The organism is Oscillibacter sp. 1-3 (assembly GCF_000403435.2).
In the GTDB taxonomy this organism is placed as follows: Bacteria; Bacillota; Clostridia; order Oscillospirales; family Oscillospiraceae; genus Oscillibacter.
Map to the genome: position 1 here is coordinate 396,486 of NZ_KE159708.1, position 25,048 is coordinate 421,533.

Below are 25,048 nucleotides of genomic sequence, written 5' to 3' on the forward strand. Positions count from 1 at the left end.
AGAGCAAACCACCATATCGCCGAGAGAGGCCGCCGGCATTCTCGGCTCTGGAAAAGGAGTGAACCCGTTTTGGAAACTGGAATCCATAATACGTCCGAGATCGGGCGGCTGAAGAAGGTATTGCTGCACCGCCCCGGCGGGGAGCTGGAGAACCTGATGCCGGAGTATCTGGAGCGGCTGCTGTTTGACGACATCCCCTACCTGCGGGAGGCGCAGAAGGAGCACGACGCCTTCGCCGAGTGCCTGCGCCAGCAGGGGGTGGAGGTGGTGTACCTCACCGACCTGGTGGTCAATTCCATCACCAGCGGCGAAGTGCGCAAGGCGTTTCTCCGTCAGTTCCTGGACGAGGCGGACATCCGGGACCCCCGGATGCGGGAGTGCCTGGAGGAGTATCTGGGCAAAATGCCGGACCGGGAGATGGTGTCCGCCATGATGGCCGGCGTCCGCAAGAGCCAGCTGCGCCAGGGCAGCGGGCGGCTGGGGGACTTTCTGCCGGGGGAGGGGGACGATTACCCCTTTGCCGTTGACCCCATGCCCAACCTCTATTTCACCCGGGACCCCTTCGCCACCATCGGCACCGGTGTGTCCATCCACAAGATGCACACCGCCACCCGCAACCGGGAGACGCTGTTCGGGAAGCTGATCTTTGAGCACAACCCCGCGTATATGCACGCCCCCCGCTGGTACGACCGGGGGGAGGTCTCCTCTCTGGAGGGCGGCGACATCCTGGTGCTGTCGCCCCAGGTGCTGGCGGTGGGCATCTCCCAGCGCACCCGGGAGGGCTCCATCGACACTCTGGCGGAGGCCGTGCTGACCCGCAGCCAGACATTCAAGAAGGTCCTGGCCTTCAACATCCCCAAGACCCGCTCCTTCATGCACCTGGATACAGTGTTCACCATGGTGGACCGGGACAAGTTCACCGTCCATCCCAACATTCTCTCCAGCATCACCGTGTTCGTCATGGAGCTGGACGGAGAGCGGCAGATGAAGATCCGCCAGGAGGAGGGCCGTCTGGAGGACATCCTCAAAGAGCATCTGGAGCTGGACCGTGTGACGTTGATTCCCTGCGGAAGGGGCAGCGAGATTGACGCCGCCCGGGAGCAGTGGAACGACGGCAGCAACACCTTGGCCATCGCCCCCGGAGAGGTGGTGGTGTACTCCCGAAACTACGTGACCAACCGCTCTCTAGAGGAGGCGGGGATCAAGATCCACACCATTCCCAGCGCGGAGCTGAGCCGCGGGCGCGGCGGACCGAGGTGCATGTCTATGCCCCTGTGGAGGGATGATCCCTGAGGCTGCCTCCTCCCAGGAGCGGGAGTGATACTCCCCGCCCGTCAGGGCGAGTAAAGACCACCCCCGCCCGAAGAGCGGTACACCCCCGTCCGCGCCCGAGGCGCGAAATCCCCCGTCCCCCCGCAGGGGGGTCCCCGTTTCCACCATCAATAGAAGAATAAAGGAGAATTTCACTATGGCAGTTAATCTGAAAGGCAGAAGCTTTCTGACATTACAGGATTTCACCCCCGCGGAGATCCGCTACCTCCTGGACCTGGGCCACGACCTGAAGGCCAAGCGCCGGGCCGGCATTTGCGACCCCGCCCTGAAGGGCAAGCACATCGTCCTCCTCTTTGAGAAGACCTCCACCCGCACCCGGTGCTCCTTCGAGGTAGCCGCCACTCAGGAGGGGGCCCACGTCACCTACCTGGACGCCGGCAGCTCCCAGATGGGCAAGAAGGAGTCCCTGGAGGACTCCGCCAAGGTGCTGGGCAGGTTCTTTGACGGCATCGAGTATCGGGGCTACGCCCAGAAGAACGTGGAGGAGCTGGCGAAATACGCCGGCGTTCCCGTGTGGAACGGCCTCACCGACGCCGACCACCCCACCCAGATCCTGGCGGACATGATGACCATTGAGGAGCACTGCCACAAGCCCCTGAATCAGATCAAGATTGTCTTCCCCGGCGACGTGCGCAACAACATGTGCTACGCCTGGATGATCGGCGCCGCCAAGATGGGAATGCACTTTGTGGGCATCGGCCCGGAGAAGCTGGCCAAGGAGATGGACCAGGAGGTGGTCAAGACCACCTTTGCCACCGCCCGGGAGAACGGCGCCCTGCTGGAGATCACCGACAACATGAACGACGTGAAGGACGCCGACGTGATTTACGGCGACATCTGGGCCTCCATGGGCGAGGAGGCGCTGATCCCCGAGCGGGCGGAGCTGCTGTCCCCCTTCCGGGTGACGGAGGAGACCATGAAGGCCACCGGCAACCCCAACGTGCTCTATATGCACTGCCTGCCCTCCTTCCACGACTTTGAGACGAAGCTTGCCAAGGAGTGGAAGGACAAGGGCGTGGACATCCGGGAGGTCACTGACGAGGTGTTCCGGGGCCGCCACAGTGTGGTCTTTGACGAGGCGGAGAACCGGATGCACTCCATCAAGGCCGTGCTGGTAGCCACCATCGGCAAATAAAGAGGGAGGCGGTCCTTTGGAGAAGTCCAAATTCCGGATGCCCACGGCCTACACCATCCTCTTTCTGCTGATTATTCTGGTGGCCGCCGCCACATGGATCGTTCCCTCCGGCGCCTACGAATATGTGGACGAGGTGCCGGTGGCAGGCAGCTACCACCCTACCGCCCCCACGCCTCAGGGTATCGGAGCGGTGCTGAAAGCCGCCTTCTCCGGCTTCTACGACGCCGTGGACGTGTGCGTATTCATTTTAATGGTGGGCGGCTTTTTGGGTGTTGTGATGAAGACAGGTGCGGTGGATGCCGGCGTGGCCCGCATCATCCAGCGGCTGGGAGGGCGGGAGAAGTGGCTCATTCCCATCCTGATGCTGCTCTTCGGCCTGGGGGGCACCACCTACGGCATGTGGGAGGAGACCATGGCCTTTTATCCGCTGCTGATCCCCGTGTTTCTGGCGGCGGGCTATGATGCCGTGGTGGGTATTTCCGTCATCCTGCTGGGGGCGGGCGCAGGTGTCATCAGCTCCACCGTCAACCCCTTTGCCACCGGCATTGCCGCGGGCTTTGCCGGGGTTTCCCTGGGAGAGGGCATTTTGCTGCGGGTCCTCCAATGGATCGTGTTTGAGAGCGCCGCCATCTGGTTCGTCATGGCCTACGCCGCCAGGGTGAAGAAAAATCCCTCCCGGTCCGTGGTGGGCGTAGGCGCGGGCAAGATCCAGGTGAGCATGGAGGAGCCCCAGCCGGAGTACACCCCCAAGCGCAAGGTCATCATGGTCCTCTTTACCCTGGTGTTTCTGGTCATGATCTACGGCGTCATTCCCTTTGACGAGATGGGCCTGCCCCTGCCGGTGCTGGGCTGGTGGTTCCCGGAGCTCAGCGCGCTGTTCCTGCTGGGCGGCGTGGTCATCGGCTTCATCGACGGCCAGCGGGAGGACGAGGTGGCGGAGACCTTCGTGGCCGGCTGCGCGGACCTTCTGGGCGTGGCCTTCATCATCGGCGTCAGCCGGGGCATCACCGTGCTGATGAACGACGGCGGCATTACAGACACGATCCTCCACTGGGGCGAGGAGGCCCTCTCCGGCACGGGGGCTGTCAGCTTTGTGCTGCTGGTGTACCTGCTCTATCTGCCCCTGACGGTGCTGATCCCCTCCTCCTCGGGCCTTGCCACGCTGTCGGTGCCCATCATGGCGCCCCTGGGGGAGTTCGCCGGTGTGGGCGGCGATCTGGTGGTGACGGCCTTCCAGTCCGCCTCCGGTCTTGTGAACATCGTCACCCCCACGGCGGCGGTGGTGATGGGAGCGCTGGCCCTGGGCCACGTCCCCTATGACCGTTGGCTGAAATACGTCTGGAAGCTGGTGCTGTATTTCCTGCTGCTGACCATGGCGTTTTTGGTGGTCGGCGTGTGGCTGGGATAGAAATAGGAGGGCGGACGCCGCGGCGTCCGCCTTCCGGCGCTCCCCAGTGAATATTCATTTTGGTATTCACTGAGGTCTGTGAGAGATGCCTGAAAAATCCACAAAGAAACGGGCGGATGTTCCATATTTTCTGGAGAAATGGAAGAAGTGACCAAATAAATATACATAATTTCTGAAAAACTATTGACAGTTGGGCCAGGGAGTGGTAAGGTATCCACATCCCGACGGAAGGGCCCGTTTGAATGTGTAATGTTTCCGGATCGGAAAGAAAAACTATGGAAAAGGAAGATTGAGCTATGAAGAAGTACTTTGCGCTTTTGCTGACCCTGGCCATGGTGTTGAGCCTGGCCGCCTGCGGCGGCGGGAACGATGCCCCCGCCAATAACGACACCCCTGCAAGCACCGACGCGCCGTCCAATACCGACGCCCCTGCGGACGCCGCCTTTACCACCGTGGAGGCCGGCAAGCTCCACATGTCCACCAACGCCGCGTTCCCTCCCTATGAGATGACCACCGACGCCGGCGGCTTCGAGGGCATCGACGTGGAGGTGGCGGACGCCATCGCCAAGAAGCTGGGATTGGAGCTGGTGGTGGACGACATGAGCTTTGACGCCGCCCTCACCGCCGTCCAGACCGGGCAGAGCGACATCGCCATGGCGGGCATCACCGTCAACCCCGAGCGGCAGGAGGTCATGGACTTCTCCGACAGCTACGCCACCGGCGTGCAGGTCATCATTGTCAAGGAGGACTCTCCCATCGCCACAGTGGACGACCTGGCCAGCGCCGAGATGATCGGCACCCAGAAGGCCACCACCGGCTATATCTACTGCTCCTATACCCCGGAGAACGGCGGCTACGGCGAGGACCACGTCACCGCCTTTGAAACCGGCGCCCTGGCCGTCATGGCCCTGGTCAACGGCCAGGTGGACGCCGTGGTCATCGACAACGAGCCCGCCAAGAGCTTCGTGGCCGAGAACGAGGGATTGAAGATTCTGGACACCGAGTTCGCCGTGGAGGACTACGCCATCGGCTTTGCCAAGGGCAACACCGCCCTGCTGGAGGCCGTCAACGCCGCCATGGCGGAGCTGAAGGCCGACGGCACCTTCCAGGGCATTGTGGATAAGTATATCACCGCCGAGTAAGGAGACTGAAAAGGGCGGCCGGAGGGCCGCCCTTTTTCATCATGGAGAAAGAGAAAGGAGGCCCCCATGTTCCAATCGCTGACCGACTGGCTGATCCGCATCGGCCCCCGCCTGCAAAGGGCTTTCATCGAGGGCGGCCGCTGGAAGCTCTACCTCCAGGGCCTGGGCACGACCCTGGAGCTGACCGTCATCGCCCTGATCTTCGGCGTGCTGCTGGGTCTGGTGGTGGCTGTTATCCGCTCCGCCCACGACCAGCAGCGCCTGGGCCGGAAGAAGAATCCCCTGCTGGAGATTCTGAACGTGCTCTGCCAGATTTACACCACCGTCATCCGGGGCACCCCCATGCTGGTGCAGCTGTTCATCTGGACCTTTGTTATCTTTCCCGCCCAGCGCAACAAGGTGCTGGTGGCCTTTATCGGCCTGGGCGTCAACTCAGGTGCTTATGTGGCGGAGATCATCCGGGGCGGATTGATGAGCGTGGACGCGGGCCAGTCCGAGGCGGGCCGTTCCCTGGGCCTGGGATATTTTGACACCATGCGCTTTATCGTCATCCCCCAGGCGTTCAAGAACATCCTGCCGTCCCTCGGCAACGAGTTTATCACGCTGTTCAAGGATACCTCCCTGGCACAGGCCATCGGCGGCGCGGAGATGCTGTACTATGCCAGCACCATCGGCGGCAGGACCTTTGACTATATGCCGCCGCTGATCGGCATCGCCGTGATGTACTTAAGCGTCGTCATTATCTTCACCTGGCTCCAGGGGAAGCTGGAAAGGAGGCTGCGGGAAAGTGATCGACGTTAAAAATCTATCCAAGTCCTTTGGGGATCATCTGGTGCTCAACGACATCTCCCAGCACATCGATCCCGGGGAGAAGGTGGTCATCATCGGGCCCTCCGGCTCCGGCAAGTCCACCTTCCTCCGCTGTCTGAACCTGCTGGAGACCCCCAGTAAGGGCACCATCACCTTTCAGGGCACCGTGATTACCGACCCCAAAGTGAAGATCGACCAGGTGCGCCAGCAGATGGGCATGGTGTTCCAGCACTTCAACCTGTTCCCCAACATGACCATCCGGAAAAACATCACCCTGGCCCCGGTGCGCACGGGCCAGATGAAGCAGGAGGAGGCCGACGCCCAGGCGGACGCCCTGCTCCAGCGGGTGGGGCTGACGGACAAAGCGGACGCCTACCCCAGCCAGCTCTCCGGCGGCCAGAAGCAGCGGGTGGCCATCGTCCGGGCCCTGGCCATGAAGCCCCAGCTGATGCTGTTTGACGAGCCCACCTCCGCCCTGGACCCGGAGATGGTGGGCGAGGTGCTGGACGTGATGAAGGAGCTGGCCCGGGACGGCATGACCATGGTGGTGGTGACCCACGAGATGGGCTTCGCCCGGGAGGTGGGCAGCCGTGTGCTGTTCATGGCCGACGGGCTGGTTCTGGAGGAGGGGGCCCCGGAGGCGGTCTTTGGCAGCCCTAAGCATCCAAGACTGCGGGATTTCCTCAGCAAAGTACTGTAAGAAGCGATAAAGCGATAAGAAGAAAAGCGGAGACCGCCTACGGCGGTCTCCGCTTTCAGACTGTCAAAAAACGCTGGAGATTTCGTCAACGGAAAGGAAGGGTGTGTGCGGGAAACCCAAGAGGGGTTTCCTGCGCTATTGAAATCACCAGATTTTCAGAACTTTTTGAAGTTCTGAAAATCTACAGCAGCTTGTCGAAATTACTTTTTCGACAAGCTGAAAGCGGAGACCGCCTACGGCGGTCTCCGCTTTTTCAATTCAGGGGCTGGAAGGGCGTTCCCGTCAGCAGGCCGCGCCAAGTGAACACGCCGTTTTCCAGCGTCATATAGCTGTGGGGCGTGCCCTCCTTGGGCAAAGACAGGGAGCCGGGATTCAGATAGGTGTATCCGCCGCAGTCCCGGTGCACAGGCAGGTGGGTGTGGCCGCAGAGGAGGAAGTCCCCGGGCCGCAGAGGCGGCGGATTGTCCGGCCCGTAGTTGTGGCCGTGGGTGGCGAAGATATTGAGGCCGTCCGCCGTCAGGAAGGCGTACTCCGCCAGCATGGGGAACTCCAGTACCATCTGGTCCACCTCGCTGTCGCAGTTGCCCCGGACGCACAGCAGGCGGTCCTTCACGCCGTTGAGCAGGGCGGTGACGGCCCGGGTGTCGTACTCCTCCGGAAAGTCGTTCCGGGGGCCGTGGTACAGCAGGTCTCCCAGCAGCACCAGCCGGTCCGCCCCCTCCCGGTCAAGGGCCTCCAGCAGGGCGCGGCAGCACCGGGCGGAGCCGTGGAGGTCAGACGCGATCATCCATTTCATCAGATTCACTCCTTTGGGTATTCTGTGCCCGCATCCGGAGAGGAGGTTCTCATAGACGGCGGAGCATGATCCACTCCTCCTCCGTGCCGCGGAAAATCTCAAATCCCATCCGCCGGTACAGACTGGCGGCACGGTTTGCCTTCTGCACGGAGAGGGAGACCTGTTTGTATCCATCCTGCCGGAGCCGTGCGAGCATACGCTCCAGCAGGTCCGTCCCGATCCCCCGTCCCCGGCAGGCCGGATACAGGGATATGGCGAGAGAGGGGGTCTCATCGTCCACATGGCCGTAATCATCCATGATCCGCGCCCAGACGGCGCCAACGGCCTGACCGCCGGCCTCCGCTGTCAGGCACACATCGCCGGGCCGGCTGCCGAACTCCCGGATATAGACCCGCAGGGACTCCTCATTGAGAATAGACCTGGGCGGAGGCGCCGTTCCCTCAGGAAGATAGATGGCCTCGTATAAAAAATCCTCCAAAAGGGGATATTCTGCCGGGGACATCTCCCGTATGGTATAGCGCATAAGCCACTCTCCACCAATGAAAATCCCCGGCGGAGCGTACCCTGCCGGGGAATGCTGCGCGTTACCGCCGCCTGCGTCCGCCCCGCTTGCCGTCCATGCTGCGGTTCAGGTCCGCCATCTTCCCCTCGGAGGAGGAGAGAAAGCGCTTGAGCTTGTCCTCAAAGGCCTGGTCGCCGGAGGGCGGCAGGGGCTTCTGGACCGCCTGCGCGGGGTGCGGACGGTCCGTCTGCTGCGGGGCCGCCGGCCGGGGCGCGTGGAAGGGCCTGGGTCCCCGGGACGCCGGGCGCTCCTGGGGCGGCAGGGCCTTTTTGATGGAGAGGTTGATGCGCCCCTTCTCCGCGGAGAGGACCAAAACCTTGACCTCCTGTCCCTCCTGTAAAAAGTCGTGTACGTCGTTTACAAAGGTGTTGGCGATCTCCGAGATATGTACCAACCCGGACCGCCCGCCCTCCAGGGCGACAAAGGCCCCGAACTTTGTGATGCTGGCCACCTTGCCCTCCAAAATACTCCCAACCTGAGGATCCATACCGCTGTTTCTTTCTCCTTCCAAATTTTTTTCACACACATATATGAAAAAGAACAGGCCGGCCTCCGGCGCGGAGGATCTCCTCCATCCGCCCGGCGCCGGTCAGTCTATTCCATCGCAAAGCACGTACTCGCCGGGAAAGACCATGCCCAGCTCGTTCCGGGCGATCTCCTCCATTTTCTCCTGGGTGCCTCCGGCCGCGATGTCGGCAGCCAGGGCGTTATTTTCCTGGCGCTTTACCTCTACCTGCGCGGCGAGAAGGTCTTTTTCCGCCTGTGCGGCCTCTACCTGCCCCTGGAGGCGGTACAGCTGCAGACTGATGCCCAGCAGCAGAAGCAGCAGCAAAAGCTTCGTCAGAGGACCGGCGCGAAGAATGCGGCGATTTCGCCTTGGGGCCCGCTCTTTTTTTGCCATGTCCGCCGCCTCCTCTCCGGGACGGATGCCTCCGTCCGTTTTTTCTTATTGTATAGCATTTTCGCGAAAAATAAAAGAGCTTTTTTCCGCGAAGGGCAATTTTTTTGAAAAAATTTTTTGTCCACATCATGGGCATGGACAACAGCCGGGCCAAATACGCCATTGTGTCCGCCCAAAAGGCCCACACAGGCCGCAGCAGCGCCGAAAAAATGCCGAAAAACAGCACCGCCCCGCCCAGCGCTCCCAATACCACAAAGCCCCGCAGCTGTCCGTCCGCCCCCCGCAGGAGGAAGAGGAATACGGCGGTTCCGGCCAAAAGGCAGTACAGGCTGTCCAGCAGTCCCGTCAGACGGGGGAGGCGGAGGCGGAAGGGCCGCAGCAGGTCGTACAGCAGTCCGGCGCACAGGCCCAGCAGGATGGACTGGCCGAACACCAGCAGCTGGTTGGAGACCTGGTTTCCCATGGTCTATCCGAACAGGCGGCTGAAAAAGCCGCCCCGGCCGGCCCCGTCGTCCTCGTAGGACACGGAGTCCACCCGGCCGTCCACATGGAGCTCCCCGCCGTCCAGGGACAGCTTCCCGATGTGCAGATCCTCCCCGGTGATTACCAGAGTCCCGGCGGAGGTGGACATGATGATGCCCGTCTCGTCAAAGCGCTCCACGTCCTCCACACCGGAGACCGTCAGCCGGTCCCGGCCGATCAGCTCCAGCCGGTGGGCGGCCTGGGGCATGGAATTGTAATCATTCATACGGCGTCCCTCCCTGTCCCCACTATATGGGACGAGGCGGGGAACTATGACAAGATTTCAGCGTCCGATCTCCCGGTACAGCGTCCCGGCGTCGGCCTGGCGGACGGTCTCCTGGACGGAGAGCACCTCCACCGTAATGGTCCGCACGCCGAACCGCAGGGAGATCTGGTCCCCGATTTTCACGTCGTAAGAGGCCCGGGCGGGCTTGCCGTTGACGGTGACCAGCCCGTTGTCGCAGGCCTCGTTGGCCACGGTCCGCCGCTTGATGAGCCGCGAGACCTTCAAGTACTTATCCAGTCGCATACAGGGCATACCTCCAAAAACTGCCGGCACTTTCCTGCCAGGCTGCTGCTCGACCCCTCACCCGGCAGCCGCCGTGGAAAAGGACTAAGGAAAGGGGCCAGGGGAAACTTAGGCCATGTTTGAAAAAAGTCAAAAGGCCCAAACGGTGGATCTTGATCCGCCACTCTGCGTTAAATGTTCTTGCCGGGCGTCAGCCCGCCTGAAAAATTTGCCTTGATTGGCGAAAATATCTCTCGCCATTGGGCATTCCGCCATTTTTCAAACAAGGTCTAGGATTTCCCGGTTCTTTTGCCGGAGGCAAAAGAAAAATATGAAATCATGTTCGGCAGGACATGTGCCTGCCGAACATACCTTGATCTGTTTGCCCCAGGGGCAAACACACCAGTGACCGAAGTCACTGGTGTTGGAATCCGCCCCGGTAGAACGGAGCTGTCTTTCGTCCGCCCCCATATGTCCGGTAGAACAGGGGGGGGGGATCTAAAGGGGGGACGCAGTCCCCTCTTTATTTCGCAACGGTATCCTTGAGAAGCTTGCCGGCCTTGAACACGGGCAGCACGGTAGCGGGGATCTCGATCTCCTCCTTGGTACGGGGATTCCGTCCAATGCGGGCGGCGCGCTTCTTGACCTCAAAAGAGCCGAAGCCGACCAGCTGGACCTTGTCGCCCTCTCTCAGAGCATCGGTGATGGTATCCAGCATGGCGGTGATAACCGCCTCGGTGTCCTTTTTGGAGACGTCGGCGGAAGCGGCGACGGCGTTGATGAGTTCAGCTTTGTTCATTGATTGATCCTCCTAAAAAATCTTTGGTGTTTCCATTTATTTCTTAACGCGGATGCGTTTAAGACGGTTCCTTGGCGCGCTCCCAGAGCGCGATCAGCTCCTCCTCTGTGTACTCCGGCAGGGGCCTGTCCGCCGCCGTTTCCACCCGGCGGAAGCGCCGGTCAAATTTGTCGCAGGCCCGGTGCAGAGCCTCCTCCGGGTCCACGCCGGACATCTGGGCGATCTTGGCGGCAATGAAGAGCAGGTCGCCCAGCTCCTCCTGCACGCCGTGGGGGGCGTCCGCCGGGCCGCCGGCCTCCAGGGCCTGACGCAGCTCCCGGACCTCTTCCTCCAGCTTGTCCAGCGGGCGGTCAAGGCCGGACCAGTTGAAGCCGGCCTTGGCGGTCTTGGAGACGGTCTTCTCCGCCCGCCACAGGGCGGGCAGGGTGTGGGGGACGGCCTCGATGGCGTCGGCGGTGGACCGCTGGCCCTTCTCCGTCCGTTTCAGCGCCTCCCAGTTCACCAGCACCTCCTCGGCGGTGTCCGCCTGAGCGCCGCCGAACACGTGGGGATGGCGGTATACCAGCTTTTTGGATACGCCGTCCACCACGTCGTCCATGGTGAAGCGGCCCCGCTCGGTTTCCATCTGGGTGTGGAGGGCCACCTGCATCAAAATATCCCCCAGCTCCTCGCACATGCCGTGGGGATCGTCCCGGTCCAGGGCGTCCAGCGCCTCATAGGTCTCCTCCAGGAAGTTGCGGCGGATGGAGTTGTGGGTCTGTTCCCTGTCCCAGGGACAACCGCCGGGGGAGCGGAGGAGCCTGGTAATTTCCAGAAGGTCCTCCCAGCCGTAGCGGTCTTTACATTGAAAATCTACCATAGATTGCCTGCCTTTGCAAGTTTTTTCGCATAGAACAACAGATTTTTCGATTACTGTTTGGAAAAGAACCTGAGAAAAACGATTGCGTACTATTTCAGCCGCAGAAGCCGCGCCAGCTTTTCCCCGTGGGGAATGGAGCGCACGTCCTCCGCCCGGAGAATGCGCAGGGCGACGACCAGCACGCCGTACACCGCCACGCCCGCCAGAATGCCCGCCAGGACGGCAATGGCGTTGGCGCCGTAGGCGGAGTGTCCGCCGGAGAGGGTCCGGTTCACGAAGCCGTACACCGCCCAGGCGCCGGCGCCCATCAGCACAGAGGCCAGGACGGGCTTTGCGAAGAGCTGGAGATAGCGGGGCTTTTTGGCGGAGTACTTCCAGACAAAGAACAGATTCAGTCCCACGATGACCAGATAGCAGCACAGAGTGGAGATGGGAGCGCCGTGGATGTTGATCTCAGGATTCCCCACCAGGACGTAATTCATCACAATTTTGGTGACGCCGCCGGCAATAACCGTGAAAATAGGCAGCTTCTCCTTGCCGTAGGTCTGCAAAATGGCGTTGGTCAGGATCATCAGGCAGATAAAGATGGTGGCAAGGCCCAGAACCTGCAGGTGGGGGCCCGCAGCGGCGGCGGCCTCCTGCCGGCTGGGCAGGATCAGGCGCATGATGGGCGTGGACAGCACCGAGAGGCCCACGCCCGCCGGAATGGCCAGCACGGCGATGATCCGGAAGGCGGAGGAGATGATGCGGTCCGCCCGGGCGGTGTCCCGCTGGGCGATGGCCGCGGCGGCGAAGGGGATCAGGCTCATGGTGACGGGATAGACGAAGGAGGCCACCATATTGGGCATATCCATGGCCATGCGGTACTGGCCGTTGAGGGCCGCGGCGTCCACCTCGCTGAGCAGCAGGGCGCTCTGGAGCCGTCCCATGACGATCTTGGTGTCAATGAGGTTGATGATGCCCAGGGCGGAGTTGCCCAGGGTGATGGGAATGCCGATGACCAGGACCTGCCGCAGGATCGCCCCGCCGGAGGAGGGGACGTCCAGGGAGTCCGCCCGGTTCCGGTGGGTCAGCAGGTAGGAGATCAGGAAGAAGACGGAGAGGATGGTGCCCGCGGAGACGCCAAAGATGGCGCCGGCGGCCACGCCCGCCATGTTGTCCTCCGCCGCGGCCCGGCTCAGGCGCAGGATATACCAGGCCAGGGGCAGGCCCAGGCCCACCTTGCACAGCGCCTCCAGCACCTGGCTGACGGCGGTGGGGGTCATGTTCCCCTGGCCCTGGGTGTAGCCCCGCATGCAGGCCAGCAGGCACACGCAGAACACCGCCGGCGCCAGGGCCCGGATGGCCTGGGCGGCCATGGGATTGGCCTCGAAGGCCGCCAGCTGGTCTGCGCCGAAGAACATCAGTAAAGATCCCGCCAGTCCCAGGGCAAAAAAGAGCCAGATGGAGGTGCGGAAGATCTTCCGCTTCTCGTTCTCCCGGCCCTGGGCGTGGGCCTGGCTGGTGAGCTTGGAGATGGCCAGGGGCAGTCCCGCAGTGGCAAAGATATTCAGGAAGTTGTAAATGAGGTAAGCGGTGTCAAAGTAGGTCTTGCCCACATCGCCCAAGATGTTGTTCAGCGGCAGCTTGTAGACCGCGCCGATGAGCTTGACGACGACCACGGCGGAGGCCAGGATGGCCGCGCCGCCCATAAAGGACTGCTTTTTGGTTGGATTGGACATGAGAATACCTCGGAAAATTAGGAATTGGGAATCATAGCAAACGTGAAAATTCCTGACAAACAGACCCGCCTCTGCAGGCAATGCGCAGGGGCCGCCGCTCTCGGCGGCCTGCTGTCAGCAATTTTCAGGATTGCTGCTCTGGGAGTTCGGAATTGAAAAGAAGGCGGGGTAAGCGTCGAATTCCTCCGGCGGAGCCGGACGCCCAAATTCCCAATTCCTGATTCAGCATAACCGTATGCCGCCGCGGCCGCCGCTATACCTTTTCCAGGCAGGCCTTGACCAGGGCGGAGAACCGGGGCGCCGCCGCCTGGCCCGCCGCGATGACCTCATCGCCGGAGAGCGGCTGCTCCAGCACGCCCGCCGCCATGTTGGTGCACAGGGTAAAACCCAAAACCTGCATGCCGCAGTGGGCCGCGGCGATGGCCTCCGGCACGGTGGACATGCCCACGGCGTCCGCGCCCAGGAGGCGGGCCGCCCGCACCTCGGCAGGGGTCTCGAACTGGGGGCCGGGGAAGTACATATAGACGCCCTGGCGCAGAGGCAGGCCCAGCGCCCCGGCGCATTCGCGGGCGGTCTCCTGAAGGGCCGGGGTGTAGACGCGGCTCATGTCCGGAAACCGGGGGCCGAAGGTGTCGATATTGGGCCCGGTGAGGGGACTGCCGGCGAAGAGCTTGATGTGGTCTGTGATGAGCATGATGTCCCCGGGGGAAAAGGCGGTGTTCACCGCCCCGGCGGCGTTGGTCACCACCAGAGTCTCCGCCCCCAGCAGGCGCGCGAGGCGGACGGGGTACGCCGCCTCCTCCATACTCCAGCCCTCGTAGGTGTGGAGCCGGCCCTGCATCACGGCCGCGTCCTGGCCGCTGAGGCGCCCGAAGACAAACTGCCCCTTGTGGTCCGGCGCGGTGGAGCAGCGCATGTGGGGGACCTCCCCGTAGGGGATCACAATGGGGTTTTCCACCTCGTCCCCCAGAAAGCCCAGGCCGGAGCCCAGAATCAGCAGCACCCGGGGGCGGAAATCCCCCAGGCGGGCTGCCAGGGCCTGGGCGCTCTCCCGGTACCGGGCTTCGTCCAGGGGGGCGCTCACAGCTTCCCTCCGCACTCCCGGCAGAAGGCGTCCTCCTCCCGGACGGCCGCGCCGCAGGTGGGGCAGACGGGGGCCGCGGGCGCGCGGCCGAGGCTTTCGTTGATGTCCGCCAGCTGGGCCTTGAGCTCGTCGATCTCCCGGAGCTTGGCCAGCAGATCCTCGGACTCCGTGGGATTGCCGGTGTGGGTGGCGTAGACCATCTCGCCCACCTCCGTCAGCTTGCCTTTGATGTCGCCCTCCACCGTGGCGGCGCGGACGCGCAGCTTGGCGGAGGACAGCAGGTCATCCGCCATCTGTCCCGCGCCGTAGACGGCGTCGGCGGCCAGGTCGCCCGCCTGCCAGGCGGTGCGCCGGACCAGTTCCAGCAGGTTTTGCAGCTTCTCGTTCATGGGGTGTCTCCTTTCGTTTTTCAGTTGGCGGCGGCGGGGTTGTCAAAGTAGGCGCTTCCGCCGATGAACTCCCGGGCCAGGGAGTTGGCGGCGATATACTTCTCATCCAGGGGCTCAATTTTCTCCAGGCCCCGCAGAATGTCGTCCACCACGGGGTACTTTCCGGCGGGCAGAGCCTCCAGCAGGGGTACCACGAAGGGCTTCAGGGCGGAGACGCTGATGGGCAGGGAGGAGTCGAACATGATATCCGCGCTCTCCTTGTAGGGGGAGATGTACAGCCGCTCCCCCCGGCAGACGTTGTTCCACAGCTTCATGGTGAACTCCGCGTCGGCGCCCCGGAACTTGAAGTCCCGCACAATGCGGCGGCAGAGGCGGAACCAGGCGTGCTGGAAGACGACGCTGCCGTCCTCGTCCACAATGTTGCTGCGGGCGGCGATATAGAGCTTGAAGGCCCTGGGGTTTTTACCCACGATGATGTCGTTCAGGGCGTGGATGCCCTCAAACACGGCGATCTCGTCCTCCCCCAGGCGCAGGGGCTGGGAGAGGATGTCGGAGCGCATCTGGCGGGCGAACTCGTACTTGGGCACGTGGATGGTCCGCCCCTGGTCCAGCATGGCGAAGTGGCGGTTCAGCAGGTCCACGTCCAGACAGAAGGGGGACTCGTAGTCGATGGCCCCCTCCCGCGTCCGGGGGGCGGTCTCTGGGTCGATGGTGTTGAAGTAGTTGTCCATGGAGATGGTGTGGGTCTCAATGCCCATCTCCTTGAGCTGTTCCTCGATCTTCATGGCGGTGGTGGTCTTGCCGGAGCCGGAGGGGCCGGAGAGCAGCACGATGTGGGATTCGCTCCGGCGGGCGGCGATCTTGTGGGCGGCCCGTTTCACCTTTTCGGTGTAGGCGTCGTCGCTGCGCCGGGCAAAGCCCTGGGGATCGGTGCGGATCTGTTCATTGATCTCCCGCAGGGAGTAGGACATGGCGAAGGCCTCCTTTCAGGCGGGGAAAAGCTTTTCATAGAACGCGGCGAAGAGCCGCTGGTTGCCAAGGTGCTTCTCGGGCCGCTCCGTGTACTCTTTGGGGTATTTCACGTTGAAGGCCCGCTCGATATGGTTGGTGCCGGGCTCCACCATCTTGGTGGACCCGCCGGCGCCGAAGGAGAGGACCGAGCACAGCTCCGACATAATATAGATGTTGTACAAACACTCCGCCCCGGGGCGGCACCAGCCGATGTTCTCAAAGCTGCCGGACATGTATTTCTGCCGGTAGAGGTAGTAGGGGCGGTGCCCCGCGGCCCGGAGGGCGGGGCCGGCGTAGTCCAGCATCTCCGCCACCGCCTCCGGCGGCGGGATGGTGAGGCCCTCAGTGAGGATGCGGCTGCCCTTTTTCAGGGCCAGGGTGTGGACGGTGACGTTGTCCGTGCCATAGGCCAGGCAGGCGTCCAGGGACCGGCAAAAGCCCTCCGGGGAGTCCTCCGGCAGTCCCGCGATCAGGTCCATGTTCACATGGGAAAAGCCGTATTGCGCCGTCAAATCCATGGCCCGGGCAATGTCTCTGGCGGTGTGGTTCCGGCCGATGGCCCGGAGGACGCGGTCCTCCATGGTCTGGGGGTTGACGGACACCCGGGTGACGCCGCAGGCCTTTAAGACCGCCAGCTTCTCCGCCGTGATGGTGTCCGGCCGGCCCGCCTCCACGGTGATCTCGCTGCAGGCGGCGGCGTCAAAGGACTCCGCAAAGGCCGCGAGCACCCGGTTCAGCTGCTCCGCCGTCAGGGTGGTGGGGGTTCCGCCGCCCATGTAGAGGGCCCGGACCCGCAGGCCCTGCCGCCGGACCATCTCGCCCCCGGTCCGGATCTCGTCCACCAGGGCGTCCACATAGGGGGCCATCAGGGAGAAGCTCTTTTCCACCGACTGGCTTACAAAGGAGCAGTAGGCGCACCGGGTGGGGCAGAAGGGGATGCCGATATACACGGCGATGTCCCGGGGCTCCAGCCCCCGGGCGGCCTCCGCGGCCGTGCCGCCGGTCTCCGCCGCCAGCGCGGCCCGGGAGGGGGAGACGAAGTAGGTCTGCTCCAGCATCCGCTGGGCCTCTTCCGCGGTCTTCCCGGCCATGACGGCCCAGGCGGCGGGCTTGTCGGGCCGCACTCCGGTCAGCATCCCCCAGGGGGGCGGAGCGTCCAGAAGCTCCAGGGCCGCCAGATAAAAACAGGCCCCCACGGCGTGCCGCCGCTGACCCTCCCGATCAAAGTCCGGGCCGGAGAGGGCGGTCTCATAATTTCGGGAGACGGTGCGCCCGCCGCGGGTGATCTCCGCCGATGCCGTCAGAAAGTCCCCCGCCTCCCGGCAGGTGACAACGGCGCCGTCCTCCCCCGGGGCCGCGGGCCCATAGACCGGCAGCTCCCCGGGGAACAGATTCATCAGGCTCTGTTCCACAGTATACCGCTCGTCATGGCCTCTCAATACCAGTTTCATAAATTAAAACCTGCCGCTCATGGCCTGGCGGAGGTAGGGATTCGCCTGCCGCTCCCGGCTGAGGGTACTGTCCTCCATGTGGCCGGGCAGGACCTGGAGGTCGCCCTCCAGCTCCCCCAGACGCCGCAGGGAGGACAGGATCTTCGCCGTGTCCCCGCCGGGAAAGTCCGTCCGCCCGCAGGAGCCGGCGAAGAGGGTGTCCCCGCAAAAGAGAAGATCTCCGCAGCGCAGGGTCACGCTGCCCTCGGAGTGGCCGGGGGTGTGGAGGACCTGGAGCTCCAGGCCGCCCAGGGTCAACCGGTCTCCCTCGCCGTAGAACTTCACGCCGGAGAGCTCCGTGCGCAGGGGAAACAGGGACGGGTCCACATCGCAGTAGTCCTTTTCGTGGATATAGACCTCCGCCTGGGGAAAAGCCGCAGCCAGCTCCGCGGCGGCACCGGTGTGGTCGTAGTGGCCGTGGGTCAGCAGGATATAGCGGACGTCCAGCCCTCTCAGCGCCTCCAGCAGGCGGGGCGCGTCCCCGCCGGGGTCGATGACGGCGGCCTGATGAGCGGCCTCGTCCTCCAAAATATAGCAGTTGGTGCCGATGGGGCCCACCTGCGTCATACTGACTTTCATCATATCTCTCCTGTTCAGCCCAGCATGTCGGACATGTCCTCAAACCCGGACAGATCCACAGCTTTGCGGTCGTAAGCGGCCCGGAAGAAGGGGACGGCCTCCTCCAGCGTCTGTACATCCAGGTCCCAAAGGGCCTTTCCCTGCCTGGAGCCCCAGCCCACCTCTACAGTGTACCAGCCGGGATGGGGGCCCGCCCGGTTTATGGCGCTTTGGATGAACCAATAATTTTGGGGGTCCCGGGGGTCCTTCTGCTCCAGAATGAGGAAGCTGTCCGCCTCCTCCAGATTCAGCTCCCGCAGCTCGGAGACGATCATCTCCCAGGTGCCGAAATTGGGCCGCAGCGCACCGCTTACATTCAGCGTCCAGGGCCAGTCTCCGCTGGGCTGGCCGGGGGCAGGTTTGCGTTTGCCGAAGAAAAGTCCCATGAAAAAGACCTCCTTATGGGTTTTCCGTGTCAAGCAGGATGGTCACGGGCCCGTCGTTGCGGGAGTCCACCTGCATATCGGCGCCGAACTCGCCGTGCTCCACCGGGAAGCCCCGCTCCCGGCACCGGGCCATAAATTTCTCGTAGAGGGGAATGGCCAGGTCCGGCTTGGCGGCCTTGGAAAAGCCGGGGCGGCGGGAGGAGGTGTCGGCGTACAGGGTGAACTGGGAGACCACCAGAAGGCTCCCGCCCACCTGTTCCAGGTTCAGGTTCATCCGCTCCTCCTCGTCCTCGAAGATCCGGAGGTTGCAGATCTTGTCCGCCAGCTTCACGGCGGTGTCCTCTGTGTCGTTGGGCCCCACGCCCAGCAGGACCAGGTAGCCCTGGCCGATCTGGCCGCGGACCTCGTTTTCAATGGTGACGGACGCGTGCTTCACGCGGGTGACGACAGCGCGCATGGAAACTCCCTCCTAATCGTCAGCCAGAGGGCCGGGTGACCTGGAGGACCCCGGAGATCTGGTTAAGCTTGTTGATGATGGTGTGCATCTGCTCCCCGTCCCGGACGCGGATCTCCATGCGGGCGATGGCGAAGCCGTCGTCCGTGCTGCGGCACTGAATGCCGGAGACGAAGGTCTTGGTGGTGGACAGGGCCGCGGATACGTCCAGCAGCAGGTTCAGCCGGTCCTTGGCCACCACCTCCAGGGTGGTGGGATAGCTCTCGTTGGTGTCGCTGCCCCAGGAGACCTTGATCCACCGGTCGGCCAGGGCCGGGTCCGTCCGGCGGGATTTTGAGGCGTTGGGGCAGTCGCTGCGGTGGACGGACACGCCGTATCCCCGGGTGATGAAGCCCACGATCTCGTCCCCCGGCACGGGGGTGCAGCACTTGGAAAACTTCACCAGGCAGTTGTCCAGTCCCTCCACGATGATGCCCTGCTCGCTCTTGATCCGCTTGGGGGCGGCGGGACGGGGCTCCTCGCTCCTGGGGGCGTTCTCCAGGGCCTCCAGGGCGTGCTTTTCAGCCTGCTGCTTGGCGATGCGCTGGAGCTCGCCCTGCATCCGGCTCACGGCCTTCTGGGCGGTGAAGCCGCCGTAGCCGATGGCGGCGTACATATCGTCCAGGGTGGGGTAGGTGACCTTTTTCAAAAGGCCCGGCAGCCGGTCGGGACCCAGCAGGTCCTTCATGGAGAGGCCGCAGTGCTTTAGCTCCGCCTCGAAGGCGGCCCGGCCGTTGACGATATTCTCGTCCCGCCGCTCCTTCTTAAACCACTGGCGGATTTTGCTGCGGGCCTCGTTGCTCTTGGCGATCTTCATCCAGTCCCGGCTGGGGCCCTTGGCGCCCTTGGAGGTGAGAATCTCCACAATGTCGCCGCTTTTGAGCGTGTGGTCAAAGGTGACAATGCGCCCGTTGACCTTGGCGCCCACCATGCGGTTGCCCACGGCGGAGTGAATGGCGTATGCGAAGTCGATGGGCGTGGCCCCGGCGGGCAGGTTCTGCACGTCGCCGTTGGGGGTGAAGACGAACACCTCGTCGGCGAACATATCAATTTTCAGGGAGTGGATGAACTCCTCGGCGTCGGCCCCCTCCTGGTTTTCCAGCAGGCGGCGGACCCACTCGTATTTTCCCTCCGCCCCGGCGCCCTGGCCGTTCTGCTTGTACTTCCAGTGGGCGGCCACGCCGTACTCGGAGACCTCGTGCATGTCCCGGGTGCGGATCTGCACCTCAAAGGGGATGCCGTCGGTGCCCATGACGGTGGTGTGGAGGGACTGGTAGCCGTTGGGCTTGGGGGTGCCGATATAGTCCTTGAACCGGCCCAGGATGGGGGTGAAGATGTCGTGGACCACGCCCAGGACGTTGTAGCAGTCCCCCACGTTGTCCACCACCACCCGGAAGGCGAAGAGGTCGAAGATCTCGTCCAGGTTCTTGTTCTGGCTGAACATCTTGCGGTAGATGCTGTAGGGGTGCTTCACCCGGCCGTAGACCAGATGGGGGATGGCCAGCTCGTCCAGCCGGGTCTCCACCTGGGCCCTGGTCTTTTGCATGAACATGTCGTACTCCGTCTTCTTGGCCTCCAGACGGGAGACGATCTCCTCATACCCCACCGGGTCCAGGTATTTCAGCGACAGGTCCTCCAGCTCCCACTTCATCCGCTGCATCCCCAGCCGGTGGGAGATAGGGGCGTAGATCTCCATGGTCTCCAGGGATTTTTGCTTCTGCTTCTCCGGAGACTGGTACTCCATGGTCCGCATGTTGTGGAGCCGGTCGGAGATCTTGATGAGGATCACCCGGATGTCCTTGCTCATGGCGATGAGCATTTTCCTGAGGTTTTCCATCTGCTCGTCTTCCTTGGTGGCGTACTGGATGCGGGTCAGCTTGCTGACGCCCTCCACCAGGTCGGCGATGGTGGGGGAGAAGAGGCGGGACACGTCCGCGTGCTCAGCGGGGGTGTCCTCGATGACGTCGTGGAGGAGGGCGGCCTCAATGGACTCGCTGTCCAGCTTCAGCTCCTCCGCCACGATCTGGGCCACCGCCAGGGGGTGGATGATATAGGGCTCGCCGCTCTTGCGCTTTTGTCCGGCGTGGCACTTATCGGCGTATTCAAAGGCAGTGCGTATGTGGTCCAGATCCGCTGAGGGGTTGTATCCCCGGACGGTCTTTTCCAGGTGCTCGTACTGCTCCTGTATGGTCATGGCAGATCACCTCGGTTCCGGTTGGCCGCGCCTGGGGCCAGGCGGGCGAGATAGGGGCAGGCAGTGAGATCCACCTTCCCCTGGGTGGGGTTCAGACTGGCCAGCAGGGTGTCGTCCTGGCGGGTAAGGGACAGCAGTCCCCGCTCACGGAACACCGCCAGGGCCAGGGCGGTGCGGAGAAAGCTCTCGTTTCCGCCGGCCTCCGACGCCAGGCGCCGCAGCCAGGGGAGCCAGGGCGCCTCGGCCTTTCCGCGGCGCAGGCGGCGCTCCAGTGCCACCCAGCAGGCGGCGAACTGCTCCCGGGAGGCCCGCAGGCGGCTTTTCTCCTGGGCCGTCAGCTCTCCGCCCTCCAGCAGGCGGCCCAGCAGCTCCAGCGCCTCCGCCTCGTGACGGCTGGGGGTCAGGGAGGGGCGGATGTCGATGAGCTGCAACTGCAGGGAGGTGGTTCCCCGGAAGGTGTTGGCCTGGAGGTAAAAGGCGGCGTCCACCCGGCTGCCCGCCGTCAGGCCGCACTCCTCCGCCGTGACGGAGAAGAAGATGGCGTCAAACCGGCAGGAGCCCTTGGAGAGGCGGAATTTCAGGTGCTTGCCCTGGCCCACGGGCTGTACGGCGTCCACCGTGGCCCCCAGCAGGGCGAAGGTGGGCCGGGTGTTGCCGGCGCCGTAGGGCTCCAGCAGGCTCAGCTGCTCCACCTCCTGCAGCGTGACGGCGGCGGGACTGGCGATGGGGGCGTCGATCTCCAGGGAGGAGACGGGCAGCTCCCCGCCGGAGGCAGAGCGCACATAGCGGTTCATCCGCGTGCGGAAGGCGGCGATGTTCTCCTCGGGAATCGTGAATCCGGCGGCCAGCTCGTGGCCGCCGAAGCCGTCCAGAAGGTCCGCGCAGGACTCCAGGGCCGCGAAGAGGTTGAACCCCCCGTAGGACCGGCAGGAGCCCTTGCCCGTGCCCTCCCGCAGGTGGATCATAAAGCTGGGGCAGGAGTACTTCTCGCTCAGGCGGGAGGCCACAATGCCAACCACCCCCTGGTGCCAGCGGTCGCTGGCCAGCACCAGGGCGCTGCGCTCCTCGTCCCGCAGGCGCTCAATCTGCTCCACGGCGTCGGCGCAGATGGCCTGCTCCACCGCCTGGCGCTCCCGGTTCAGCTCGCACAGCGCCCGGGCCATCTCCTCCGCCCGGGCGGGGTCGGCGCACTCCAGCAGGTCGGCGGCCAGGTCCGCCGCCCCCATGCGCCCGGCGGCGTTGATCCGGGGGGAGAGGACGAAGCCGATCTGGATGGAGGTGATGGGCCTGCCCAGCAGGCCCGCCTCCCGCAAAAGGGCGTGAACGCCCACAAAATCCGTGTGGGGCAGGGCCTCCAGCCCGCAGGAGACGATGGTCCGGTTCTCCCCCTCCATCCGCATCACGTCGGCGATGGTGCCGATGGCGGCCAGGGTGCAGTACCGGGCGAACAGCGCGTCCTCCCGGTTCTCGCCCCCCAGGGCCAGCACCAGCTTCAAGGCCACGCCCACGCCCGCCAGGTGCTTGAAGGGATACGGGCAGTCGGGCCGGTGGGGGTCCACCACGGCGGCGGCCCGGGGCAGGGTCTCCTTGCACTCGTGGTGGTCCGTCACCACCACGTCCAGTCCGATGGAGTTGGCAAAGTCCACCTCGTCGTTGCCGGTGATGCCGCAGTCCACGGTGACCATCAGCGTGGCCCCCTGGTCCCGCAGGCCCTGGATGGCGTCTTTGGACAGGCCGTAGCCGTCCTCGATCCGCCGGGGGATGTACCGCAGGCACTTGAGACCGCAGCTTTTCAGATAGTCCATCAGCAGCACCGTAGAGGTAATGCCGTCCACGTCGTAGTCGCCGAAGACGGCGACGGTCTCTCCCTCCGCGACGGCCCGCTGGATGCGCCCGACGGCCTTGTCCATGTCCCGCATGAGCATGGGGGAGAGGGTCAGCGTCCGCTCCCGGTCCAGAAATTCCGCCGCGGACTCGGCGCTGTCCACGCCCCGGGCGGCCAGCACGGTGGAGAGCAGATAGGGATACCCCGCCCCCCGCAGGAGGTCCACCGCCTGCGGATCGGGGGTCCCGATGTTCCATTTTTCAAATTTCACGTCTGTCGCGGGTCTCCTTTCCAAACTGGCGGCGGCGCGCCAAACCTATTATAACTCTCTTATTATAACAGGAAAGACGGTCCAGGTAAAGAAAAAATATCACAGAATCATGGGCAAGTTGTAAAAGAAATGCTTGCGTTTTCTCATAAGGTGTGGTATATTACATATGTTAGTAATGTGGTAGTGTGGAGAGTGGACCTCAGGTCCGCTCTTTTTATTGGACTTTTTCACGTTTCTAAAATTTGAAAAAACAGCGAGATAATGGAGGCCATCTTCCATGAAGAAGATCACGGAACTCACCGCCGAGCTGGCCGCCCCCGCCATTGCGGAGAGCGGCTGCACCCTCTGGGACGTGGAGTACGTCAAGGAGGCCGGGACCTGGTACCTGCGGGTGCTGCTGGACAAGGAGGGCGGCGTGGACATTCTGGACTGCGAGTCCGTATCCCGGAAGCTCTCGGACCTGCTGGACGAGGCGGACCCCATCGAGGGCAGCTACACCCTGGAGGTGGGCTCCGCCGGGGCGGAGCGGGCGCTGAAGCGCCCCGCCGATTTCGTTCGCTTTATGGGCAGCCCCGTGCTGGTGAAGCTGTACCGGGCCCGGGACGGGCGCAAGGAGTTCGCCGGCACCCTGGCGGGCTACGACGAGGCCAGCGGGGACGTCTCCGTCACCGTGGGAGGGGAGACGCTGTCCTTTCCGAAGAAGGAGACCGCCCTGGTCCGGCTGCGGGTGGAGTTCTGAGCCGCCCCTCCGGAGCTGATGCTTGAAAACTGAGAAGCTGCGATATATAGAACAAGTAAAAAGGAGAGTCACGCCATGAGAGGCAAGAAGCAGAAGGAACCCGCCGGGATGAATCCCGCGGAGATCTTTGCCGCGCTGGAGCTGCTGGAAAAGGAGCGGGGAATTCCCCAGACCTTTATGATGGAGAAGATCATTCAGGCCATTACCACCGCCTACAAGCGGGACCATGAGGGCGTGGAGAACGTCATCGTGGACGTGGACGAGGAGCACCAGGACCTGAAAATGTTCGTCCAGAAGAACGTGGTGGACGAGGAGGACTATGTGGACCCCCCCAACGAGATGACGCTGGAGGAGGCCAAGGCCATCTCCGCCAGATATGAGATCGGCGACGTGGTGAACATCCCCGTGGACAAGATGGAGTTCGGCCGCATCGCCGCGGGAAACGGCAAGCAGGTCATCATCCAGGGCCTGCGGGAGGCCGAGCGGGGCATGGTGTACGACGAGTTCAACTCCAAGCAGCATGAGATCCTCACCGGCGTGGTCACCCGGGTGGACCCCCGGAATGGAAACGTGTCCCTGCGCATCGGCACCGGCACCGAGTCCACCGAGGCGCTGCTGATGGCCGGCGAGCAGGTTCCCGGCGAGGAGATGGCCGAGGGAACCCACGTCAAGGTGTACGTGGTGGACGTCCGCCGCTCCACCAGGGGTCCCCAGGTGCTGATCTCCCGCACCCATCCGGGCCTTGTAAAGCGCCTTTTCGAGCTGGAGGTCCCCGAGATTTTCGACGGCACCGTGGAGGTGAAGTCCATCGCCCGGGAGGCCGGCAGCCGCACCAAGATGGCCGTGTGGTCCAACGAGGAGAACGTGGACCCCATCGGCGCCTGCGTGGGCCCCAAGGGCCAGCGGGTGGCCGGGATCGTCGACGAGCTGCGGGGCGAGAAGATCGACATCATCAAGTGGAGCGAGGACCCCGCCCAGTTCATCGCCGCCGCCCTGGCCCCCGCCGAGGTGGTGGACGTGTGGATGGCGGACGAGGGCAAGGCCTGCCGCTGCGTGGTGCCGGACGACCAGCTGTCCCTGGCCATCGGCAAGGAGGGCCAGAACGCCCGTCTGGCCGCCCGCCTGACGGGGTATAAGATCGACATCAAGCCCGAGAGCTATGAGGAGCCCGAGGAAGAGCCGCTCTCTGAAGAGGAGGCGCTCCCCGAGGAGGAGCTGCTCTCCGAGGCGGAAGCGTTCCCCGAGGAAGCGCCGCTCCCCGAGGAGGCCGCGGAGAGCGCGGAAACTGCGGAGCCCGCCGAGGAATAAACTCCCTGCCGGCCGCTGCGGCCATGTGGGGGGCGCACCCTGTGC

26 protein-coding genes and 1 pseudogene are annotated in these 25,048 nt (G+C 63.7%); 8 read left to right on the forward strand and 19 right to left on the reverse strand.

Annotated elements, in window-relative coordinates; translation table 11 throughout:
* Positions 1 to 69: 69 nt before the first annotated feature.
* The 6 genes from arcA (at position 70) to C816_RS12250 (ending at position 6,527) form a co-directional block, all read left to right on the forward strand.
* Positions 70 to 1,293 (forward strand): arginine deiminase, encoded by a 1,224-nt coding sequence (gene arcA / locus C816_RS12225; RefSeq protein ID WP_016322703.1) that lies wholly within the window; start codon positions 70 to 72, stop codon positions 1,291 to 1,293.
* A 175-nt stretch (positions 1,294 to 1,468) separates the two neighbouring features.
* Positions 1,469 to 2,467 carry an ornithine carbamoyltransferase gene (argF, locus tag C816_RS12230; RefSeq protein WP_016322704.1) on the forward strand — a complete coding sequence of 333 codons (999 nt, stop codon included), beginning with the start codon at positions 1,469 to 1,471 and terminating at the stop codon, positions 2,465 to 2,467.
* Between the two features lie 16 nt (positions 2,468 to 2,483).
* Positions 2,484 to 3,875 carry a YfcC family protein gene (locus C816_RS12235; RefSeq protein ID WP_016322705.1) on the forward strand — a complete coding sequence of 464 codons (1,392 nt, stop codon included), beginning with the start codon at positions 2,484 to 2,486 and terminating at the stop codon, positions 3,873 to 3,875.
* 296 nt (positions 3,876 to 4,171) lie between these two features.
* Positions 4,172 to 5,017 (forward strand): transporter substrate-binding domain-containing protein, encoded by an 846-nt coding sequence (locus C816_RS12240; RefSeq protein ID WP_016322706.1) that lies wholly within the window; start codon positions 4,172 to 4,174, stop codon positions 5,015 to 5,017.
* Positions 5,018 to 5,083: 66 nt separating this feature from the next.
* A complete protein-coding gene (locus tag C816_RS12245) occupies positions 5,084 to 5,818 on the forward strand; it encodes an amino acid ABC transporter permease (RefSeq protein WP_016322707.1) in 735 nt (244 codons plus the stop codon).
* The gene (locus C816_RS12250) at positions 5,805 to 6,527 is read left to right on the forward strand and encodes an amino acid ABC transporter ATP-binding protein (RefSeq protein ID WP_016322708.1); all 723 of its coding nucleotides are present in this window, start codon (positions 5,805 to 5,807) and stop codon (positions 6,525 to 6,527) included. The genes C816_RS12245 and C816_RS12250 overlap by 14 nt, the downstream gene beginning before the upstream one ends.
* A 253-nt stretch (positions 6,528 to 6,780) precedes the next feature.
* Here the strand turns inward: C816_RS12250 and yfcE are convergent, their stop codons facing one another.
* From yfcE to recJ, 19 genes and pseudogenes are all read right to left on the reverse strand, one after another.
* Entirely contained in the window at positions 6,781 to 7,323 is a 543-nt protein-coding gene (gene yfcE / locus C816_RS12255; RefSeq protein ID WP_016322709.1) for a phosphodiesterase, read from the reverse strand.
* 49 nt (positions 7,324 to 7,372) lie between these two features.
* Positions 7,373 to 7,846: a GNAT family N-acetyltransferase gene (locus C816_RS12260; protein WP_016322710.1), complete on the reverse strand. Its 474-nt coding sequence runs from the start codon at positions 7,844 to 7,846 to the stop codon at positions 7,373 to 7,375.
* Positions 7,847 to 7,907: 61 nt separating this feature from the next.
* Positions 7,908 to 8,372 carry a S1 RNA-binding domain-containing protein gene (locus C816_RS12265; protein WP_016322711.1) on the reverse strand — a complete coding sequence of 155 codons (465 nt, stop codon included), beginning with the start codon at positions 8,370 to 8,372 and terminating at the stop codon, positions 7,908 to 7,910.
* Between the two features lie 102 nt (positions 8,373 to 8,474).
* On the reverse strand, positions 8,475 to 8,786 hold the full coding sequence (locus tag C816_RS24955; protein ID WP_016322712.1) for a septum formation initiator family protein: 312 nt from the start codon (positions 8,784 to 8,786) through the stop codon (positions 8,475 to 8,477).
* A gap of 211 nt (positions 8,787 to 8,997) precedes the next feature.
* A pseudogene (gene yabQ / locus C816_RS25660) lies at positions 8,998 to 9,249 on the reverse strand (spore cortex biosynthesis protein YabQ); the annotation flags it as partial.
* A 3-nt stretch (positions 9,250 to 9,252) separates the two neighbouring features.
* Positions 9,253 to 9,534 (reverse strand): YabP/YqfC family sporulation protein, encoded by a 282-nt coding sequence (locus tag C816_RS12280; protein WP_016322713.1) that lies wholly within the window; start codon positions 9,532 to 9,534, stop codon positions 9,253 to 9,255.
* Positions 9,535 to 9,591: 57 nt separating this feature from the next.
* Complete coding sequence (locus tag C816_RS12285; RefSeq protein ID WP_016322714.1) at positions 9,592 to 9,837, reverse strand: RNA-binding S4 domain-containing protein; 246 nt, start codon at positions 9,835 to 9,837, stop codon at positions 9,592 to 9,594.
* A gap of 502 nt (positions 9,838 to 10,339) precedes the next feature.
* Positions 10,340 to 10,615: an HU family DNA-binding protein gene (locus tag C816_RS12290; RefSeq protein ID WP_016322715.1), complete on the reverse strand. Its 276-nt coding sequence runs from the start codon at positions 10,613 to 10,615 to the stop codon at positions 10,340 to 10,342.
* A gap of 58 nt (positions 10,616 to 10,673) precedes the next feature.
* Positions 10,674 to 11,474, reverse strand: coding sequence for a nucleoside triphosphate pyrophosphohydrolase (gene mazG / locus C816_RS12295; RefSeq protein ID WP_016322716.1), 801 nt, complete (start codon positions 11,472 to 11,474; stop codon positions 10,674 to 10,676).
* Between the two features lie 89 nt (positions 11,475 to 11,563).
* Positions 11,564 to 13,195: a putative polysaccharide biosynthesis protein gene (locus C816_RS12300; protein WP_016322717.1), complete on the reverse strand. Its 1,632-nt coding sequence runs from the start codon at positions 13,193 to 13,195 to the stop codon at positions 11,564 to 11,566.
* A gap of 253 nt (positions 13,196 to 13,448) precedes the next feature.
* Positions 13,449 to 14,279, reverse strand: coding sequence for a purine-nucleoside phosphorylase (locus tag C816_RS12305; RefSeq protein ID WP_016322718.1), 831 nt, complete (start codon positions 14,277 to 14,279; stop codon positions 13,449 to 13,451).
* Positions 14,276 to 14,668 (reverse strand): zinc ribbon domain-containing protein, encoded by a 393-nt coding sequence (locus C816_RS12310; RefSeq protein WP_016322719.1) that lies wholly within the window; start codon positions 14,666 to 14,668, stop codon positions 14,276 to 14,278. Before C816_RS12310 ends, C816_RS12305 begins: the two co-directional genes overlap by 4 nt.
* A 20-nt stretch (positions 14,669 to 14,688) precedes the next feature.
* Positions 14,689 to 15,639 (reverse strand): uridine kinase family protein, encoded by a 951-nt coding sequence (locus C816_RS12315; RefSeq protein ID WP_016322720.1) that lies wholly within the window; start codon positions 15,637 to 15,639, stop codon positions 14,689 to 14,691.
* Between the two features lie 15 nt (positions 15,640 to 15,654).
* Complete coding sequence (hemZ, locus tag C816_RS12320) at positions 15,655 to 17,130, reverse strand: coproporphyrinogen dehydrogenase HemZ (protein ID WP_016322721.1); 1,476 nt, start codon at positions 17,128 to 17,130, stop codon at positions 15,655 to 15,657.
* 3 nt (positions 17,131 to 17,133) lie between these two features.
* Positions 17,134 to 17,751: an MBL fold metallo-hydrolase gene (locus C816_RS12325; RefSeq protein ID WP_242832193.1), complete on the reverse strand. Its 618-nt coding sequence runs from the start codon at positions 17,749 to 17,751 to the stop codon at positions 17,134 to 17,136.
* Between the two features lie 11 nt (positions 17,752 to 17,762).
* Entirely contained in the window at positions 17,763 to 18,173 is a 411-nt protein-coding gene (locus tag C816_RS12330; RefSeq protein WP_016322723.1) for a hypothetical protein, read from the reverse strand.
* 13 nt (positions 18,174 to 18,186) lie between these two features.
* Positions 18,187 to 18,630, reverse strand: a complete 444-nt coding sequence (gene dtd / locus C816_RS12335) for a D-aminoacyl-tRNA deacylase (protein ID WP_016322724.1) — start codon at positions 18,628 to 18,630, stop codon at positions 18,187 to 18,189.
* 19 nt (positions 18,631 to 18,649) lie between these two features.
* Positions 18,650 to 20,860 (reverse strand): RelA/SpoT family protein, encoded by a 2,211-nt coding sequence (locus C816_RS12340; RefSeq protein ID WP_016322725.1) that lies wholly within the window; start codon positions 20,858 to 20,860, stop codon positions 18,650 to 18,652.
* Positions 20,857 to 22,956 (reverse strand): single-stranded-DNA-specific exonuclease RecJ, encoded by a 2,100-nt coding sequence (recJ, locus tag C816_RS12345; RefSeq protein WP_016322726.1) that lies wholly within the window; start codon positions 22,954 to 22,956, stop codon positions 20,857 to 20,859. Before recJ ends, C816_RS12340 begins: the two co-directional genes overlap by 4 nt.
* A 277-nt stretch (positions 22,957 to 23,233) precedes the next feature.
* Here recJ and rimP point away from each other — a divergent pair, with 277 nt between their 5' ends.
* Positions 23,234 to 23,695, forward strand: coding sequence for a ribosome maturation factor RimP (gene rimP, locus C816_RS12350; RefSeq protein ID WP_016322727.1), 462 nt, complete (start codon positions 23,234 to 23,236; stop codon positions 23,693 to 23,695).
* Between the two features lie 75 nt (positions 23,696 to 23,770).
* Positions 23,771 to 25,003, forward strand: coding sequence for a transcription termination factor NusA (nusA, locus tag C816_RS12355; protein WP_016322728.1), 1,233 nt, complete (start codon positions 23,771 to 23,773; stop codon positions 25,001 to 25,003).
* Positions 25,004 to 25,048 lie beyond the last annotated feature (45 nt).

Coding starts and splice junctions, on each gene's coding strand:
- C816_RS12260 (WP_016322710.1), bottom strand. CDS start 7,846: ATGCGCTATACCATACGGGAGATGTCCCCGGCAGAATATCCCCTTTTG.
- C816_RS12300 (WP_016322717.1), bottom strand. CDS start 13,195: ATGTCCAATCCAACCAAAAAGCAGTCCTTTATGGGCGGCGCGGCCATC.
- C816_RS12245 (WP_016322707.1), top strand. CDS start 5,084: ATGTTCCAATCGCTGACCGACTGGCTGATCCGCATCGGCCCCCGCCTG.
- C816_RS24955 (WP_016322712.1), bottom strand. CDS start 8,786: ATGGCAAAAAAAGAGCGGGCCCCAAGGCGAAATCGCCGCATTCTTCGC.
- yfcE (WP_016322709.1), bottom strand. CDS start 7,323: ATGAAATGGATGATCGCGTCTGACCTCCACGGCTCCGCCCGGTGCTGC.
- mazG (WP_016322716.1), bottom strand. CDS start 11,474: ATGGTAGATTTTCAATGTAAAGACCGCTACGGCTGGGAGGACCTTCTG.
- hemZ (WP_016322721.1), bottom strand. CDS start 17,130: ATGAAACTGGTATTGAGAGGCCATGACGAGCGGTATACTGTGGAACAG.
- nusA (WP_016322728.1), top strand. CDS start 23,771: ATGAGAGGCAAGAAGCAGAAGGAACCCGCCGGGATGAATCCCGCGGAG.
- C816_RS12330 (WP_016322723.1), bottom strand. CDS start 18,173: ATGGGACTTTTCTTCGGCAAACGCAAACCTGCCCCCGGCCAGCCCAGC.
- dtd (WP_016322724.1), bottom strand. CDS start 18,630: ATGCGCGCTGTCGTCACCCGCGTGAAGCACGCGTCCGTCACCATTGAA.
- C816_RS12285 (WP_016322714.1), bottom strand. CDS start 9,837: ATGCGACTGGATAAGTACTTGAAGGTCTCGCGGCTCATCAAGCGGCGG.
- rimP (WP_016322727.1), top strand. CDS start 23,234: ATGAAGAAGATCACGGAACTCACCGCCGAGCTGGCCGCCCCCGCCATT.
- argF (WP_016322704.1), top strand. CDS start 1,469: ATGGCAGTTAATCTGAAAGGCAGAAGCTTTCTGACATTACAGGATTTC.
- C816_RS12310 (WP_016322719.1), bottom strand. CDS start 14,668: ATGAACGAGAAGCTGCAAAACCTGCTGGAACTGGTCCGGCGCACCGCC.
- C816_RS12240 (WP_016322706.1), top strand. CDS start 4,172: ATGAAGAAGTACTTTGCGCTTTTGCTGACCCTGGCCATGGTGTTGAGC.
- C816_RS12325 (WP_242832193.1), bottom strand. CDS start 17,751: ATGATGAAAGTCAGTATGACGCAGGTGGGCCCCATCGGCACCAACTGC.
- C816_RS12290 (WP_016322715.1), bottom strand. CDS start 10,615: ATGAACAAAGCTGAACTCATCAACGCCGTCGCCGCTTCCGCCGACGTC.
- C816_RS12340 (WP_016322725.1), bottom strand. CDS start 20,860: ATGACCATACAGGAGCAGTACGAGCACCTGGAAAAGACCGTCCGGGGA.
- C816_RS12315 (WP_016322720.1), bottom strand. CDS start 15,639: ATGTCCTACTCCCTGCGGGAGATCAATGAACAGATCCGCACCGATCCC.
- C816_RS12280 (WP_016322713.1), bottom strand. CDS start 9,534: ATGAATGATTACAATTCCATGCCCCAGGCCGCCCACCGGCTGGAGCTG.
- C816_RS12265 (WP_016322711.1), bottom strand. CDS start 8,372: ATGGATCCTCAGGTTGGGAGTATTTTGGAGGGCAAGGTGGCCAGCATC.